This window comes from Corynebacterium sp. Z-1 (assembly GCF_031844665.1).
GTDB classification, from domain to species: Bacteria; Actinomycetota; Actinomycetes; order Mycobacteriales; family Mycobacteriaceae; genus Corynebacterium; species Corynebacterium sanguinis.
In genome coordinates, this window is record NZ_CP134621.1 from 1,146,790 (window position 1) to 1,161,516 (window position 14,727).

Sequence of the window (14,727 nt, forward strand, 5' to 3'; positions counted from 1 at the left end):
ATGCGCACGCGTATTGACGACCCCGCCGACGCCCGCCTTGACGACGTCCGCGACCTGAAGCACTCCGACACCCGCGGTGGCCTCGTTTACGCGGAGGGCCCGCTGATCTGCGGCCGCTTAGTGGAATCGCGCTTCCCGCTGCGCAGCGTGATCGGCTTTGGGGGACGCCTGGACAGCTTCCTCTCCGACTACGGCGGGCGCCTGCCCGAGTCGGTGGGGGTCTACGAGGTGACGCGCCCGCTTCTGGCCGAGGTCGCGGGCTACGACATGCACCGCGGGCTGATCGCGGTGGCCGAGCGCCCCGCGCCCTTGAGCGTCGCCGACGTTACCGAGGGAGCCCGCACGCTGGTGGTCCTCGAGGGCGTCGGCGACCACGAGAACATCGGCGCGATTTTCCGAAACGCCGCGGGCATGGACGTCGACGGGGTCCTCTTCGGCGCCGCGACCGCCGACCCGCTGTACCGCCGCAGCGTGCGCGTCTCCATGGGCCACGCGCTTCGCCTGCCGTTCGCGCACCTCGACGGTGCCGCAACCACCTGGCAGCGCTCGCTGGACGAGCTGCACGATACGGGGTGGCGGCTCGTGTCGCTAACCCCCGACGACGCCGCGGAGCATCTCGCCGAGGCGCTAGTCGACGCCACCGGGCGCCCCTGGGACAAAGTCGCGCTGCTCGTCGGCGGCGAGGGCCCAGGGCTGACCGAGCACGCGATGCGCGCCACCGACGTCCGCGCCCGCATCCCCATGGCCCCCGGCACGGACTCGCTCAACGTTGCGACCAGCGCCGCGATCGCCTTCTACGAGCGCCAGCGCAGCCTGCGCTAGCGGTCCGAGTGGCGGATGCGCTCCTGCACCTTCGCCGCCAGCGCCTTGGCGCGCCGGGAGAGTCCGCGCCCGATGCGCTTTGCCGCGGCCAGGGAGGCGTCGGCAAGCTCGGCGAACTCCCCGCCGTCACCTGGCTCGGCATCGGCGGCGACGTAGTCGTCGTAGCCTTTGTCCTTCTCCGCGAGGCGCGACGCGACCTCCGCGACGGTCTTGGTCCGCGGGGCGGGGGCCGCGATCTTCGGCTCGGGTCGGCCATCCACCGCGTAGCCCACGACGTTCAAGTCGGGGCCATCCGGGGAGACGTCGACGCCGATCCAGCTTGTCTGGGCCGCGGCGGCGAGTTCCTTGGGTACGAAGGGTAGCGAAATCCCGCCGATGGGCTCGGCGGTTTCGCCCGCCCAGAACGGGGCCTCGAACGGCTCGGGCAGGCCGGCGTCCTCGGCGACGACGTCGCGCGTGGCCGAAAATGCCCGGCGCAGCTCGGAACCGGCGAAGTGTGCGAACCCGGCAAAGTCCGAGTCGGTGCCCTCCACGAAAACGAACGTATCGGCGGCGGGCAAGGTCTCGCGCAGCGCAGACGCCGCCTCGGACGCGGTGGTCACGTCTTCGACGAAGGTTTGCACCACGGCCACGCCGGGGTAGCCGGCGATGTAGAACTCCGCCCGGCCCGGCTGCGAGGAGCGGTTGAGCGGGAAATCGCCGATCGCGGTGATCGGCCAGGCGGGGTTGAGCTGGGCGAGTAGCTTGCGGCCGAAACCGCGATCAGCCTTCGGCTCCCCGCTCAGCACGGCGCCGGGGTCGGGGGCGTTGACAAACCAGACTGTGACGACGCAGGGCAGCGACATGGCGGAGTAGTCCTTACTTCCGGGGGCGTTTCGTGTTCGTTCTCACTCCGAGCAGAACGTCTTCCCAGTGCGGGGTGACGGCCTTGCGCCGGCGCTGCTGGGGCTGCTCGTCGCCGTCGGGGTGGCGCAGGAAGTCGCCCTCCACCACCGGGGAATCGTCCGTCCCGGCCTCCGGCTCGAGCAGTTGCGGGGTGTCGGGCTCCACGGCCGTGAGCGAGCGAATCGGCTGCACGAAGTCGGGGTCGGTTAAGTCGGCGGCGACGGAGTTGCGTGGCTGCGTCGTGGCCTTGGCGCCCATGGCGCGCTTAAACGACCACAGCCCCTCGTTCTCGCTCAACCCCGACTTCCACCGCACGTGGACCACCCAATCGTCGCCGGGTTCGCGCGTTGCGTCCCACTCCGCGTGGCTGAGCGAATTGCCCCGCGCGGCAAACGCGGTGGCGAGGATCTCAAAGAGCGTGAGCTTGGCCGGCCCGCCCTCGCGCAGCGGGTGCGACTGCTTCGCGGCTTCGGCGACCTGGTAGCGCTCCAGCAGCACCGGGTGGGCGTAGGCCTCGATGCGGCTTTCGGCAACGCCCATTTCGTCGGCCAGTTCCTTTTGCGTCGCACCCGCGCGGATCTTCGCTTGGATCTCGCTCGGGCGCATCGACAGGGGAGTGGCGAACAGCGGGTCCGGGTCCGGCAAGGAGGGCACGCGCGGCAGCGAGTCGTAGGTCGGGGTGTCCGAAGGCTCTACCTCGGCTTCGACTACTTCAACATCGAGGGGTTCGGCGTCGTGCTCGGCAGGGCCGTGAAGCGAGTGCAGCTGCGCGCGCGCCAACTGGTAGCGCACACCGTCGGCATCGCGCATAACGAGGAACGTCTCGGTCGACTCCTCGGCGACCGCGTAGAGCTCACGCATCACAACTCCTTTATTTCTTCGACACCTTAAACCCTAACCGACGAATCCGGCCGCCACAGCAGGTTTAGCGCCCGACACCCTGCTCAAGGAGGAAATCAATCGCGCCAGTGAGCTTTTCGACATCCAAGGTGTCGATGGCGGGGAACATACCAATGCGCAGCTGGTTGCGCCCCAGCTTGCGGTAAGGCTCAGTGTCGACGACGCCGTTCGCGCGCAGCGCCTTGGCCAGCTCGGCGGCGTCGATCGCGTCGTCGAAGTCGACGGTTCCCACCACGAGGGAGCGCTTCGCCGGGTCCTTGACGTAGGGGGTGGCCAGCTCGTGATTCTCCGCCCACCCGTAGAGTGCCTCGGCGTTCGCGCTGGTGCGCTTGACCATGCCGTCGAGGCCACCGTTGTCGTTCATCCACTTCACCTGGTCGGCGAGCATGAGGAGGGTCCCCACGGCCGGGGTGTTGTAGGTCTGATTCTTGCGCGAGTTCTCCACGGCCGTCTGCAGGTCCAGGAAGGCGGGGATGAAGCGGCCCGAGGCGTGGATCGACTCGATGCGCTCGATCGCGGCGGGGCTCATCGCAGCCAGCCACAGGCCGCCGTCGGAGGCAAAGCTCTTCTGCGGCGAGAAGTAGTAGATGTCGGCTTGGGACATGTCGACCGGTAGGCCCCCGGCGCCGGAGGTGGCGTCGATAAGCACGAGCGCGTCCGTGTTGGCGGGCCGCACGACATCGATGCTCGCGCCTGTCGACGTCTCGTTGTGCGCCCAGGCGACGACGTCCGCGTCGACCCCGGAAAGCGCCTGCGGGTCGGGGGCGTCGCCCGGCTCGGCCTCGACCACGTGCGGGTCGTTCAGCCACGGGGCCTTCTTCGCAGCCTTTGCAAACTTGGAGGAAAACTCGCCGAAGCTCAAGTGCGCCGACGTGTTCTCAATCACGCCGAAGGTGGCCGCGTCCCAAAAGGCGGTTGCGCCGCCGAGGGAGAGGACAATCTCGTAGCCATCGGGGAGGCTGAAGAGCTCACTCAGACCCTCCCGAACCTCGCCCACGACGTCCTTGACCGCGAGCTGGCGGTGGGAGGTGCCGATGATGGAGGTGGCACCGCGAGTCAGCGCGTCAAGCTGGGCGGGGCGCACCTTCGACGGCCCACAGCCGAAACGGCCATCAGCTGGGAGAAGTTCGCTGGGGAGGGTGGGGTAGTTGCTCATTCGTGCCTCAATCTTTTCTGTGTGTTACGTGGTGTCGAATACTAGCACCCCGGCCACTTCACGACGCGCTCGAATTGTGCCGAGGAAGCATTTAACGCAAACCTGTCGCCCGCATCACAAGCTTTGCTAAGATTTACTGATAACGCTCCCACCGTCGCGCGTGCGGCTCGATGGGGTGCCCATCTACTCTTACGAGGAAAGGTTTGCAGTGGCTACTGAGAACAACGACAAGGTCGTGCTCCACTACCCGGGTGGCGAGTACGAGATGGAAATCAAGCGTGCCACCGAGGGAAACGACGGCTTTGAGCTGGGCAAGCTGCTCGGCGAGACCGGCCTGGTCACCTTCGACCCCGGCTACGTATCCACCGGTTCCACCGAGTCGAAGATCACCTACATCGACGGCGACGAGGGCATTCTGCGCCACCGCGGCTACGACATCGCTGATCTGGCCAACAACGCCACCTTCAACGAGGTGTCCTACCTGCTGATCAACGGTGAGCTGCCGACGACCGAGGAGCTGGACAAGTTCAACTCCGAGCTGCGCCACCACACCCTCCTGGACGAGGACTTCAAGGCCGCGTTCAACATCTTCCCGCGCAACGCCCACCCGATGGCCGTGCTGGCCTCCTCGGTGAACATCCTCTCCGCCTACTACCAGGATCAGCTTGACCCGCTGGACGAGGAGCAGCTGGACAAGGCCACCGTGCGCCTCATGGCGAAGGTGCCGATGCTCGCGGCGTACGCGTTCCGCGCGTCCAAGGGCAAGCCGTACATGTACCCGGACAATTCCCTGAACCCGCGAGAGAACTTCCTGCGCATGATGTTCGGCTACCCGACCGAGCCGTATGAGGTCGACCCTGTCCTGATCAAGGCGCTGGACAAGCTGCTCATCCTGCATGCTGACCACGAGCAGAACTGCTCCACCTCCACCGTCCGCATGATCGGCTCCGCGCAGGCGAACATGTTCGTCTCCATCGCCGGTGGCATTAACGCACTGGCTGGCCCGCTTCACGGCGGCGCTAACCAGGCCGTGCTCGAGATGCTCGAGGACATCAAGAACAACCACGACGGCGACGCCACCGACTTCATGGACCGCGTGAAGAACAAGGAAAAGGGCGTGCGCTTGATGGGCTTCGGCCACCGCGTGTACAAGAACTACGACCCGCGCGCCGCGATCGTGAAGGAGACCGCTCACGAGGTGCTCGAGCACTTCGGCGGCGACGAGCTGCTTGACCTCGCTATGAAGCTCGAGGAGATCGCTCTGAACGACGACTACTTCATCTCCCGCAAGCTCTACCCGAACGTTGACTTCTACACCGGCCTGATCTACCGCGCGATGGGCTTCCCGACGAACTTCTTCACGGTGCTCTTCGCCATCGGCCGCCTGCCGGGCTGGATCGCTCACTACCGCGAGCAGCTGGCAATGAACTCCAAGATCAACCGCCCGCGCCAGATCTACACCGGCGCCACCAAGCGCGAATTCGTACCGCGCGACCAGCGCTAGACAAGGAGCTGTCTCAACAATGGAAAAGCCCACGATTTCCCTCCCGACCGAACCGGCACCCGTCGACCTTGTTATCGAGGACCTCACCGTCGGTGAGGGCGCCGAAGCTGTTGAAGGAGGCTTCGTCCGAGTGCACTACTTGGGCGTCGACTACGAGACCGGCGAGGAGTTCGACTCCTCCTGGGACCGCGGCGAGGCCGCGGAGTTCCCGCTGGCAGGCCTCATCGAAGGCTGGCAGGAGGGCATCCCGGGCATGAAAGTCGGCGGCCGTCGCGAGCTGACCATCCCGCCGGAGAAGGCCTACGGGCCGGCCGGCGGCGGGCACCCGCTGTCCGGGCGCACGCTCGTGTTCGTCATCGATCTGCTCGACGCCAGCTAAATTTGGCACAATCGGGGTTATGCGAATTCCTGCGACAACCCTGAACAACGGAACTGAGCTTCCGCTCCTGGGCCTCGGCACCTACAAGTTGGTAGGCGCCGAGGCCGAAACCATTGTCCGCACCGCGATCGAGCTGGGCTACCGGCACATAGACACCGCGGCGCTCTACGGCAATGAAGAGGAAGTCGGCCGGGCGATCAACGATGCGATCGCGGCCGGCGACGTCACCCGCGACGAGCTGATCGTGACCACGAAGCTGTGGAACGACGACCAGGACCGCGTGGAGGAGGCCTTCGAGGAATCCTTGCGCCGTCTCGGGCTCGACTACATCGACATCTACCTCGTGCACTGGCCGTGGCCGCAGCGCGGCCTCTACGCCCAAGCCTTCGAGCGCGTCGCGCGGCTCAAGGAGGGCGGGGCGCTCAAGGCCGCCGGGGTAGCCAACTTCTACCCGGAGGTGCTCTCGGAGGTCATCGCCGCCACCGGGGTAACTCCGGTGCTCAATCAGGTTGAACTCCACGTGGGCTTTACGCAGCCCGAGTTGCGCGACTTCCACTCCAGCCATGGCATCTGCACCGAGGCGTGGGCGCCGCTGGCGCGCGGTGAGAACTTCTCCGAGCCCGAGATTGGAGCGATCGCCGACGCGCACGGCGCCACGCCGGCGCAGGTGGTGCTCGCGCACCTGATGCGGCATGGCTGCTCCGTGATCCCGAAGACGTCCAACCCGCAGCGCCTCGTGGAGAACCTCGGCGCCGTGGATGTGGCGCTGAGCGAGGCCGAGATCGCGGCGTTGGACGGGATCGCGGGAGAGAGGATGTCGGGGGATCCGCTGACGTTTCCCGGGGACGTCGATTAGCGAGCGCGGCGGGGGTAGCGGGGGGACAGTTAGTCTCCGCAGTAAAACTACCTTCTCGGGGGTAGCGGGCTGATCCAGCGAAGATTTTGATGTGCGAACTTGGCAAAAAAGCTTGGCGCTTCCGATAAATTTTGTGTGTCCAGTTATAACCAACGCATGTGAGAGCGTTAGTTTCCACACGTAGGCAGCACAGAAAGGATGGGTCAGTGTCGCAATCCCAAGGATCCACCGCATTTCCCACCCGAAGAGAACCGACTCCGGACGAGTTCGTCGCCATGCAAAACAGCGAGGAGTTCCAGGAGCTTCGGAAATCCTACCGCGGCTTCACCTTCCCGGTTTCCGTCGCCTTCTTCGTCTGGTACATCTTCTACGTCGTCGTGGCGACATTCTTCCCACAGACGATGGCACAGCCCTTCCTCGGGATGAACGTGGGCATCTGGCTGGGTATCGCCCAGTTCATCACCACGTTCATCATCACGTACGTTTACGTCAAGTACGCGAACAAAAACATTGAGCCGCGCGCGGCTCATATTCGCGAAGTAATGGAGGGCTAGGCACCATGAACACCACTTACCTGGCCCAGGAGGCCGCACAACCGCAAGGCGTGGGCAATCCGCTGCTTAACATTGCCATCTTCGCTGTCTTCATCATCGTCACGATGTTCATTGTGACCCGCGCTGGCAAGACCACCTCCGAGTCCGCGGACTTCTACACCGGTGGCGCCTCTTTTAGCGGCACGCAAAACGGCCTCGCCATCGCGGGCGACTACCTCTCGGCCGCGTCCTTCCTCGGCATCGTCGGCTCGATCGCGCTGACCGGCTACGACGGGTTCCTGTACTCGATCGGCTTCTTCGTCGCATGGCTCGTCGCCCTGCTGCTCGTCGCGGAGCCGCTGCGCAACGTGGGCCGCTTCACCATGGCCGACGTGCTGTCGTTCCGCCTGCGCCAGAAGCCCGTGCGCGTCGCGGCGGCCTTCGGCACGCTGTTCGTCTCGCTGTTCTACCTCATCGCGCAGATGGCGGGCGCAGGCTCCCTCGTCTCGGTACTGCTTGACCTGCACACCTTCTGGGCGCAGGCACTGTGCGTCTTCATCGTCGGCATCGTGATGATCGCCTACGTGCTCATCGGCGGCATGAAGGGCACCACCTACGTGCAGATGATCAAGGCCGTGCTGCTCATTAGCGGTGTCGCGATCATGACCGTGCTCGTCTTTATCGCAGTGCGCGGTGGTATGAACACCCTGTTCACCGACGCAATTGGTGCGCACGGCGCCTCGGAGTACATTCAGGAGAAGGGTTACGAGGCCACCGACATCATGGCCCCGGGCCTGAAGTACGGCGCCTCACTGACCAGCCAGATCGACTTCATCTCGCTCGGCCTGTCCTTGGTGCTCGGCACCGCCGGCCTGCCGCACGTCCTGATGCGCTTCTACACCGTGCCCACCGCTAAGGAGGCGCGCAAGTCCGTAACCTGGGCCATCGTGCTCATCGGTGCCTTCTACTTGCTCACCCTGGTGCTCGGCTACGGCGCAGCTGCGCTCGTCGGCCCGGACCGCATCCTGGCAGCCCCGGGCGGGGCGAACGCGGCGGCGCCGCTGCTCGCCTTCGAGCTCGGCGGCTCCATCTTCATGGCGCTGATCTCCGCGGTTGCCTTCGCGACGGTTCTGGCCGTCGTGGCCGGGCTGGCCATTACCGCATCCGCCTCGGTCGCCCACGACATCTACGACGCCGTGCTTCGCGACGGCACCGCCACGGAGGCCGAGCAGGTGCGGGTCTCGCGCATCACTGTGGTTGTCATCGGTGTGGTCTCCATCGTGCTGGGCATCCTGGCCATGTCCCAGAACGTCGCCTTCCTGGTCTCGCTGGCGTTCGCCATCGCGGCATCCGCCAACCTGCCGACCATCCTGTACTCGCTGTACTGGAAGCGCTTCAACACCACCGGTGCGGTCGCCTCCATGTACACCGGTCTGATTTCCGCCCTGTTGCTCATCTTCTTCTCCCCGGCGGTGTCCGGCGCCCCGTCCGCAATGTTCCCGAACGCCGACTGGTCGATCTTCCCGCTGACCAGCCCCGGCATCGTGTCCATCCCGCTGGCGTTCCTCGCCGGCATCATCGGCACCTACCTGGGCAAGCCGGACAATCTGGACGCTCTGCAGTCCGAGATGGAAGTTCGGTCGCTGACCGGCGTCGGCGTGGAGGCCCCGGTCGACCACTAATTAGACGCGCTGAGAATAAAAAATGACCCACCATATGGTGGGTCATTTTTTCATTGATTAGGGCAGGAAGGCGCGGGCCTGGTCCAACGCCTGCTGCAGGGCGGCGTTGCCTTGCGAGGACATCTCGCTTGAGCTCTGCAGGAGCTGCTCGATGGGAATGTTGGGAAGCTGCACGACCGGCGCGGCCGCCTGGCCTGGTGTCCACTGGCCCCAGTCGGCGGTGTAGACGTCGTTGATGTCGCAGACCACTCCGTCGATGGTGGTCTGCCACTTCGCCACCTGGTGGATGTTCGCGGGCGGCGTCTCCGAGAAGGAGACGCCGATCAATGTAGGTCCCCAACATGTCGACGAACGTGGGATCGGACATGTCCGGCATAGTGGCAATCAGTGTTTCCAACAGTGATCGCAGTGCCACTTCGTTGAAAGTCAGCTCGGCGGAATCGGCTGCCAGAATGCGGCGTGCTGCGGGGTGAGTGGTAGTAAGCTGGGTAAATAAATCCATTTTTAGGAGTCCTTCGTCTCGTCCGTGGTCGGAGTCCAGTCCCGCTGCAATTCGTCCGGGTCGAGCATTCCTTTGGCGATCAGGCGCTTCTTCGTGCGCGTGATGGTCGACGCGCCGACACCGAGGGTCTCGGCCATCTCAGCCTGCGACATGGTGTTGTTAGCAATCCACTGTGCCACCATGCGTTCTTGATGCGCGGTTAACTTCGGCGGTTTTCCCCTCAACCGGCCTCTCGCTTTCGCAAGCTCCAGCCCCTCCTTGGTTCTCGCGGAGATCAGATCACGCTCGAACTGGGCGATCATGGCCAGCATGTTGAACATCAACTGCCCCATCGGATCAGCAGGGTTATAGACATCGCTGCCGATTTGCAGTCGTGCACCCTTCGCAGTGATCTCCTGGGCGATCGCATGAGCATCAGGCACACTGCGGGCCAGGCGATCGAGTTTCGTCACCACGAACGAGTCACCCTCACGAAGTCGATCCAGGGCTCGCGCGAGACCTGGACGGTTGCGGTTCGTGGCGGTGTAACCGTGGTCGAGAAGAATGTTGGCCTCGTCTACTCCGAGCTGTTTCAACAGTCTGGTCTGCGCCTCGAGTTCTTGACCCCGAGTCGACACGCGGGCATAACCGATCCTCATGATTTCCCCTTATTGGTGCGCGTCATTTCCTCGCAATCCGCTCCTTTCCTACCGATTGAGGGGCGTATTACAAAATACTATACGGCACAGGTAAACGGAACGCCAGCAGGAAGGATTTATCATCGGTACTTGAGCGTGAGAGACCTACCGAATGACGCTCGGCAAACGGCAGTATCCGTGCTGGCATATCCCGCAAGCTTTTGATGATGGCAGATGGGCACGTTTGCCTCTCGGGGGGGCGACAACACTTCCTCGGAAGCAAGCGGGCTACGCCCGCGCGCTAGCCCAAAGGAGCGAAGCGACTGCGGGAGCACAACATCATTCCGCGCACCACGTTAGTGACACTCGTTAAGGTGAGGTGGTGACTTCTTCTTCTCCACAGCGCCTGGACCGGTCAGAGATTCGCCACAACCTCGACGCATTCAAACTCCACTGGCGCAGGCGCCTTGATAGCTGGACTCAGGCGGAGCAAGGCGCGATTGAGAAGAAGTACGCCCAGTCTTTCTGGTCGGACTTCCTCGCTTGTTTCGGCATCTCCGCCGCACGCATGGACCTGTTCGAGCAAGACGCCAAGCGTGCCTCGACGGGTAATACCGGCTACATCGACCTGTTCTGGCCCTCCGTGGTGATTGGCGAGGCGAAGAAACCGGGTGTCGACCTCCAGCTCGCGGTCGACCAGGCCCGCGACTACCTGCAGGGCGGGTCCGTCTCGGCCACCGAACAACCCCGCTACATCCTCGCCTCCGACTTCGAGACCTTCCGTCTCCTGCGCCTGGGTGACCCCGAGCAGCGCTTCGACGTGACCTTCCCCCTCGGTGAGGTCACCGACCACGTTGACGAGCTACGCTTCCTTGCCGGCTACGACGACACCATGACCCGCGAGGAAGAACAAGACGCCTCCATTGCCGCATCGAAGGTCATGGCGAACCTGTTCACCGCAATGGCCGGCGACGACGTCGACGAGGCCGTCGCCGATGCCGCACCAACCAACCCGGAAGAAGAAGACGAGGAAGTCCAGCGCACCTCGGTGTTTCTGACCCGCCTGCTGTTTCTCCTTTTCGGTGACGATGCCGGCCTGTGGGAGCAGGACCTGTTCTACCGCTTCGTCCACGAGCACACGACCAGCGAAAACCTGGGCGGGCAACTCGATGCCCTGTTTGACGTACTCAACACCCCCGAGACCAAGCGCAGGCGGGTGCCGGAGTCGATGGCGGCGTTCCCCTACGTCAACGGGTCCCTGTTTGACCGGGCGGGCGAGCTACGCACCACCACGTTTTTCAGCCCCGCCATGCGCGAGGCCCTTTTGGAGGCGTGCCGGTTCCATTGGACGGATATCTCCCCCGCGATCTTCGGCAGTCTTTTCCAGTTGGTGAAGTCGAAGGAAGCGCGACGCGGCGACGGGGAGCACTACACGTCGGAAAAGAACATTCTCAAGACGCTGGGGCCGCTGTTTCTCGACGAGCTACGCGCTGAAGCCGACCGTCTCATCGCAAACGTGTCCACTACCCAAGCCGCCTTACGGGCGTTTCGCGACAGTCTGGCTACCCATGCTTTTATCGATCCGGCCTGCGGGTCGGGGAACTTCCTACTGGTTGCCTACCGTGAGCTGCGGCGTATCGAGACTGACATCATCGTCGACCTGCGACGCCGCGAGGGCAACACCGATATGGCCTTGAATATCGCGTGGGAGCAGAAACTTTCGATCAGCCAGTTCTACGGCATTGAGTTGAACTGGTGGCCGGCCAAGATCGCGGAGACCGCCATGTTCTTGATCGATCATCAGGCCAACCGGGAGCTAGCCGATAAGGTGGGGCAGGCTCCGGAGCGCCTCCCCATTACGATTACCGCCCATATCCATCACGGTAACGCCCTGGCCGTGGACTGGGCGGAGCTCGTGCCCGAAGTGAGCGGACAGACCTACGTGTTCGGCAACCCGCCATTTCTTGGGGACCACACGAGAACAAAGGAGCAGTTGGAGGATCTCCAGCGCGTGTGGGGAGGGATAAAGACTTCGAGGTTGGATTTTGTGACCGGCTGGCACGCTCAAGCGTTGCGTTTCTTCCACGGGCGTGACGGTTCGTTCGCGTTCGTGACGACGAACTCAATCACCCAGGGTGACCAGACGGCACGATTGTTCGGCCCGATCTTCGACGCCGGGTGGCGGATTAAGTTCGCTCACCGTACTTTCACGTGGGACTCCGAAGCCCCCGGCAAAGCGGCTGTTCACTGTGTCATCATTGGTTTCGACCGCGGCAGGAATACGCGGCCTCACCTGTGGGATTACCCTCACGCGAAATCTGGCCCGGTAGAGCTCGTCGTAGAGCAGGCGATCAATGCCTATCTTGTGGATGGTCCCAATGTGCTAGTCACCAAGCGCTCAACCCCTTTATCTTCATCGCTTCCAGAGGTAGTTAAGGGATCTATGGCTACTGATGGTGGGTATCTCACTGTGCAGGAGAAAGAGTTTGCCAAGGTTACCCAGGATCCAGTGATGAGAAAGTACCTCCGCCCCTACATCGGCTCCGAGGAGCTCATCAACGGTAAACAACGCTGGTGTCTGTGGCTGACCGACTTGGACCCGTCTGATCTGGCGAAGTCCCCCGCTCTCCGGGAGCGTATCGAGGGAGTGCGCACATCCAGAGCGGCATCGAAGGCAGAGACAACCCGTGATTACCCGCATCACCATTTGTTTAGGCAAATCGGTCTGGTGTCGGACTGTCCTATCGTTGGTATTCCTGAAGTCAGTTCGGAGAACCGTCGCTATCTGCCGGTAGGAGAACTAGAACCTGGGGTAATCATTTCAAACAAGGTTTACGGGGCTGTTGACCCGGAGGGATTCTTGTTTGCCATAGCTTCTTCGTCGATGTTTATGGTCTGGATGAAAACCGTGGGAGGACGGTTAGAATCTCGTATCAGCTTTTCAAGCACGATCACGTGGAATAATTTCGCACTGCCCGCCCTGGGCGATGCGACCCGCCAGCGCATCATCGCTGCGGGTCAAAAGGTCCTCGCTGCGCGCGAGCTGCACCCGGAGCGGTCGCTGGCCGAGCATTACAACCCGTTGGCGATGGACCCCGCACTGGTCAAGGCGCACGAAGCGCTGGACAAGGAGGTCGACCGGGCGATGGGCGCACCGCGCAAGCTCACGAGCGAGCGGCAGCGCCAGGAGCTGCTGTTTAAGAATTATTCTTCACTAAATGGGAACTGAAGGTGAGGGGTGAATCGACTAATGCCACTCTAGTTATGTGTTGGAAACGCGGCGGTATCGTACAAGCGGATATCGAGGACGCGCTTGGTGGGTACGCAGGAGTACTCGGCCAAGGGTAAAGTGCATCCCGCTCGTTACAGGCGTTGGAGATCGTTGTCTGCGAGGATACTTGCCCACGTGCGATGTTTCTAGGGGAGAAGTTCTTATCGGCCTCGAAGTAGCCCTGCAGCTCGGCGTGCAAGGCCTCCAGGAGCTTCCACGGTTTCGAGGATGCTGTCTGGGTGCGGTAGACGGGGTCGATGTACCAGACCATCTGGGACTTGCCAGACCGATAAGGAATGCTCTAAACGGGCGCTTTGGCGGCACGTCTTAACCGTACTGCGTCTGACAGATATGCATAAGGGGTCACCAAGGTGTCCTTGCTCGCTTAGAAAACTCGACTGTCTTTTTTTGACCGGGTTCGGTTTTTAGTACCGGTCGGGCGGGTATCGGGTACTGGGTGTGCGTGTATCGGGTACCGGGGGTAGTTGGGTTGGCAGTCTGTGGTTGACGGCCCTGCGCAGTGTGTACGCGCGGGCCGCGTAACCATGGAAGGAGTTTGGTGTGGTCACCAATTACAGGTTGATCATGCTGGCGCTTGTGCAAGGCCGCTCGTGGTCGCAGATCACGTCGGATTTGGGGTGCTCGCGCAGCAGTATTGATAAGGCCAGTCGGGTGTTGCGCTCGACTGGGATGGACGAGGACACGATTACCGCGTTGTCGCCGCAGGAGCTTTCGGAGTTGTTTCCGGATAATCGCCGGCGGGATTCAGATGCGTTTGTGGAACCGGATTTCGCAGGCATCGCCGCCCGGCGCCGACGCGGTGAGCGGGTGACGTTAAAGGTGGAACACCATAAATACACCCGCCGTCAGGCTACTTCTGGCCAGCAGCATTATTCCTACCGGCAGTTCTGCGCGCTGTTTGAAAACTACGTCGATGTCAACGACCTGACTGCGCTTTTGACCCATGCCCCTGGTGAGGAGCTGTGCGTTGATTGGTCCGGGGAAACCATGGCAGTTGTTGACCCGTTGACCGGGGTGTCTGTGCAGGCGTATGTGTTTGTGGCGTCGCTGCCGCATTCGGGGCTTATCCATGCCAGTGCGTGGCCGGATATGCGGATGCGGTCGTGGCTGTGTGCCCACCGCGACGCGTTGGACTATATCGGTGGCGTGCCGGTGCGCATCGTGCCCGATAACGCCTCGACAGCAACCAACCAGATCACACGTGGTGCGACGGTGCGTGAAGTCAACGAGCGCTACCAGCAGTTCGCCGAGTTCTACGGTTGCGGGATTACCCCGGCTAGGCCGGGTAAACCCAGGGATAAGGCCCATGTGGAAAAGGCGGTCGATATCGTCCAGACCTGGGTCGCAGAAGCGTTATCGGGCCAAGAGTTCTCCACGTTCGACGCTCTCAACGCCGCTATTGCAGCACAGGTCGACTGGATCAACGACCGGGAAGGATTCCGGGGCCGCAACGCAAGCCGCAGGCAGTTGTTTGTTGAAAGCGAAGCAGAAGCATTGCGCCCGCTGCCTCAACAGCGCTGGTCGTATTCCACGTGGCGTAAATGTTAGGGACGTGCTTTTAGTAGCGCGGTTCTGACGATCGGATAGCGCGGGTATGAG

At 62.9% G+C, this 14,727-nt stretch carries 14 protein-coding genes; 8 read left to right on the forward strand and 6 right to left on the reverse strand.

Annotation, left to right across the window (positions count from 1 at the left end; translation table 11 throughout):
• Positions 1 to 822 (forward strand): TrmH family RNA methyltransferase, encoded by an 822-nt coding sequence (locus RIU96_RS05610; protein WP_136649158.1) that lies wholly within the window; start codon positions 1 to 3, stop codon positions 820 to 822.
• Here RIU96_RS05610 and RIU96_RS05615 read toward each other — a convergent pair.
• The 3 genes from RIU96_RS05615 to serC form a co-directional block, all read right to left on the reverse strand.
• Positions 819 to 1,667 carry a DUF6928 family protein gene (locus RIU96_RS05615; RefSeq protein WP_136649157.1) on the reverse strand — a complete coding sequence of 283 codons (849 nt, stop codon included), beginning with the start codon at positions 1,665 to 1,667 and terminating at the stop codon, positions 819 to 821. The genes RIU96_RS05610 and RIU96_RS05615 overlap by 4 nt on opposite strands.
• 13 nt (positions 1,668 to 1,680) lie before the next feature.
• Positions 1,681 to 2,568: a septation protein SepH gene (gene sepH, locus RIU96_RS05620; RefSeq protein ID WP_136649156.1), complete on the reverse strand. Its 888-nt coding sequence runs from the start codon at positions 2,566 to 2,568 to the stop codon at positions 1,681 to 1,683.
• A gap of 64 nt (positions 2,569 to 2,632) precedes the next feature.
• Positions 2,633 to 3,763 carry a phosphoserine transaminase gene (gene serC, locus RIU96_RS05625; RefSeq protein WP_181730056.1) on the reverse strand — a complete coding sequence of 377 codons (1,131 nt, stop codon included), beginning with the start codon at positions 3,761 to 3,763 and terminating at the stop codon, positions 2,633 to 2,635.
• A gap of 208 nt (positions 3,764 to 3,971) precedes the next feature.
• Here serC and RIU96_RS05630 point away from each other — a divergent pair, with 208 nt between their 5' ends.
• From RIU96_RS05630 to RIU96_RS05650, 5 genes are all read left to right on the forward strand, one after another.
• Positions 3,972 to 5,267, forward strand: coding sequence for a citrate synthase (locus tag RIU96_RS05630; RefSeq protein ID WP_136649154.1), 1,296 nt, complete (start codon positions 3,972 to 3,974; stop codon positions 5,265 to 5,267).
• 19 nt (positions 5,268 to 5,286) lie between these two features.
• On the forward strand, positions 5,287 to 5,646 hold the full coding sequence (locus tag RIU96_RS05635) for an FKBP-type peptidyl-prolyl cis-trans isomerase (RefSeq protein WP_136649153.1): 360 nt from the start codon (positions 5,287 to 5,289) through the stop codon (positions 5,644 to 5,646).
• 19 nt (positions 5,647 to 5,665) lie between these two features.
• Positions 5,666 to 6,502, forward strand: coding sequence for an aldo/keto reductase (locus RIU96_RS05640; RefSeq protein WP_136649152.1), 837 nt, complete (start codon positions 5,666 to 5,668; stop codon positions 6,500 to 6,502).
• Between the two features lie 275 nt (positions 6,503 to 6,777).
• Entirely contained in the window at positions 6,778 to 7,056 is a 279-nt protein-coding gene (locus tag RIU96_RS05645) for a DUF485 domain-containing protein (RefSeq protein ID WP_136649151.1), read from the forward strand.
• A gap of 5 nt (positions 7,057 to 7,061) precedes the next feature.
• On the forward strand, positions 7,062 to 8,717 hold the full coding sequence (locus RIU96_RS05650) for a monocarboxylic acid transporter (RefSeq protein WP_144779769.1): 1,656 nt from the start codon (positions 7,062 to 7,064) through the stop codon (positions 8,715 to 8,717).
• A gap of 57 nt (positions 8,718 to 8,774) precedes the next feature.
• On the opposite strand, the gene RIU96_RS05655 is transcribed toward RIU96_RS05650, so the two are convergent.
• Positions 8,775 to 9,044: a hypothetical protein gene (locus RIU96_RS05655; protein ID WP_311205172.1), complete on the reverse strand. Its 270-nt coding sequence runs from the start codon at positions 9,042 to 9,044 to the stop codon at positions 8,775 to 8,777.
• Between the two features lie 177 nt (positions 9,045 to 9,221).
• Complete coding sequence (locus RIU96_RS05660) at positions 9,222 to 9,857, reverse strand: recombinase family protein (RefSeq protein WP_144773819.1); 636 nt, start codon at positions 9,855 to 9,857, stop codon at positions 9,222 to 9,224.
• A gap of 361 nt (positions 9,858 to 10,218) precedes the next feature.
• On the opposite strand from RIU96_RS05660, the gene RIU96_RS05665 reads away from it, so the two are divergent.
• Positions 10,219 to 13,065: a DNA methyltransferase gene (locus RIU96_RS05665; RefSeq protein WP_144773821.1), complete on the forward strand. Its 2,847-nt coding sequence runs from the start codon at positions 10,219 to 10,221 to the stop codon at positions 13,063 to 13,065.
• Here RIU96_RS05665 and RIU96_RS05670 read toward each other — a convergent pair.
• Positions 13,034 to 13,405, reverse strand: a complete 372-nt coding sequence (locus tag RIU96_RS05670; RefSeq protein ID WP_261371559.1) for a replication initiation protein — start codon at positions 13,403 to 13,405, stop codon at positions 13,034 to 13,036. The genes RIU96_RS05665 and RIU96_RS05670 overlap by 32 nt on opposite strands.
• Positions 13,406 to 13,668: 263 nt before the next feature.
• Between RIU96_RS05670 and istA the strand changes: the two genes are divergently transcribed.
• Positions 13,669 to 14,676, forward strand: a complete 1,008-nt coding sequence (gene istA, locus RIU96_RS05675) for an IS21 family transposase (RefSeq protein WP_311205072.1) — start codon at positions 13,669 to 13,671, stop codon at positions 14,674 to 14,676.
• Positions 14,677 to 14,727: the final 51 nt, after the last annotated feature.

What these genes read in the sequence shown, in the direction of transcription:
- RIU96_RS05610 (WP_136649158.1), top strand. Translation starts at nt 1, where the DNA reads ATGCGCACGCGTATTGACGACCCCGCCGACGCCCGCCTTGACGACGTC.
- RIU96_RS05615 (WP_136649157.1), bottom strand. Translation starts at nt 1,667, where the DNA reads ATGTCGCTGCCCTGCGTCGTCACAGTCTGGTTTGTCAACGCCCCCGAC.
- sepH (WP_136649156.1), bottom strand. Translation starts at nt 2,568, where the DNA reads ATGCGTGAGCTCTACGCGGTCGCCGAGGAGTCGACCGAGACGTTCCTC.
- serC (WP_181730056.1), bottom strand. Translation starts at nt 3,763, where the DNA reads ATGAGCAACTACCCCACCCTCCCCAGCGAACTTCTCCCAGCTGATGGC.
- RIU96_RS05635 (WP_136649153.1), top strand. Translation starts at nt 5,287, where the DNA reads ATGGAAAAGCCCACGATTTCCCTCCCGACCGAACCGGCACCCGTCGAC.
- RIU96_RS05640 (WP_136649152.1), top strand. Translation starts at nt 5,666, where the DNA reads ATGCGAATTCCTGCGACAACCCTGAACAACGGAACTGAGCTTCCGCTC.
- RIU96_RS05645 (WP_136649151.1), top strand. Translation starts at nt 6,778, where the DNA reads ATGCAAAACAGCGAGGAGTTCCAGGAGCTTCGGAAATCCTACCGCGGC.
- RIU96_RS05650 (WP_144779769.1), top strand. Translation starts at nt 7,062, where the DNA reads ATGAACACCACTTACCTGGCCCAGGAGGCCGCACAACCGCAAGGCGTG.
- RIU96_RS05660 (WP_144773819.1), bottom strand. Translation starts at nt 9,857, where the DNA reads ATGAGGATCGGTTATGCCCGCGTGTCGACTCGGGGTCAAGAACTCGAG.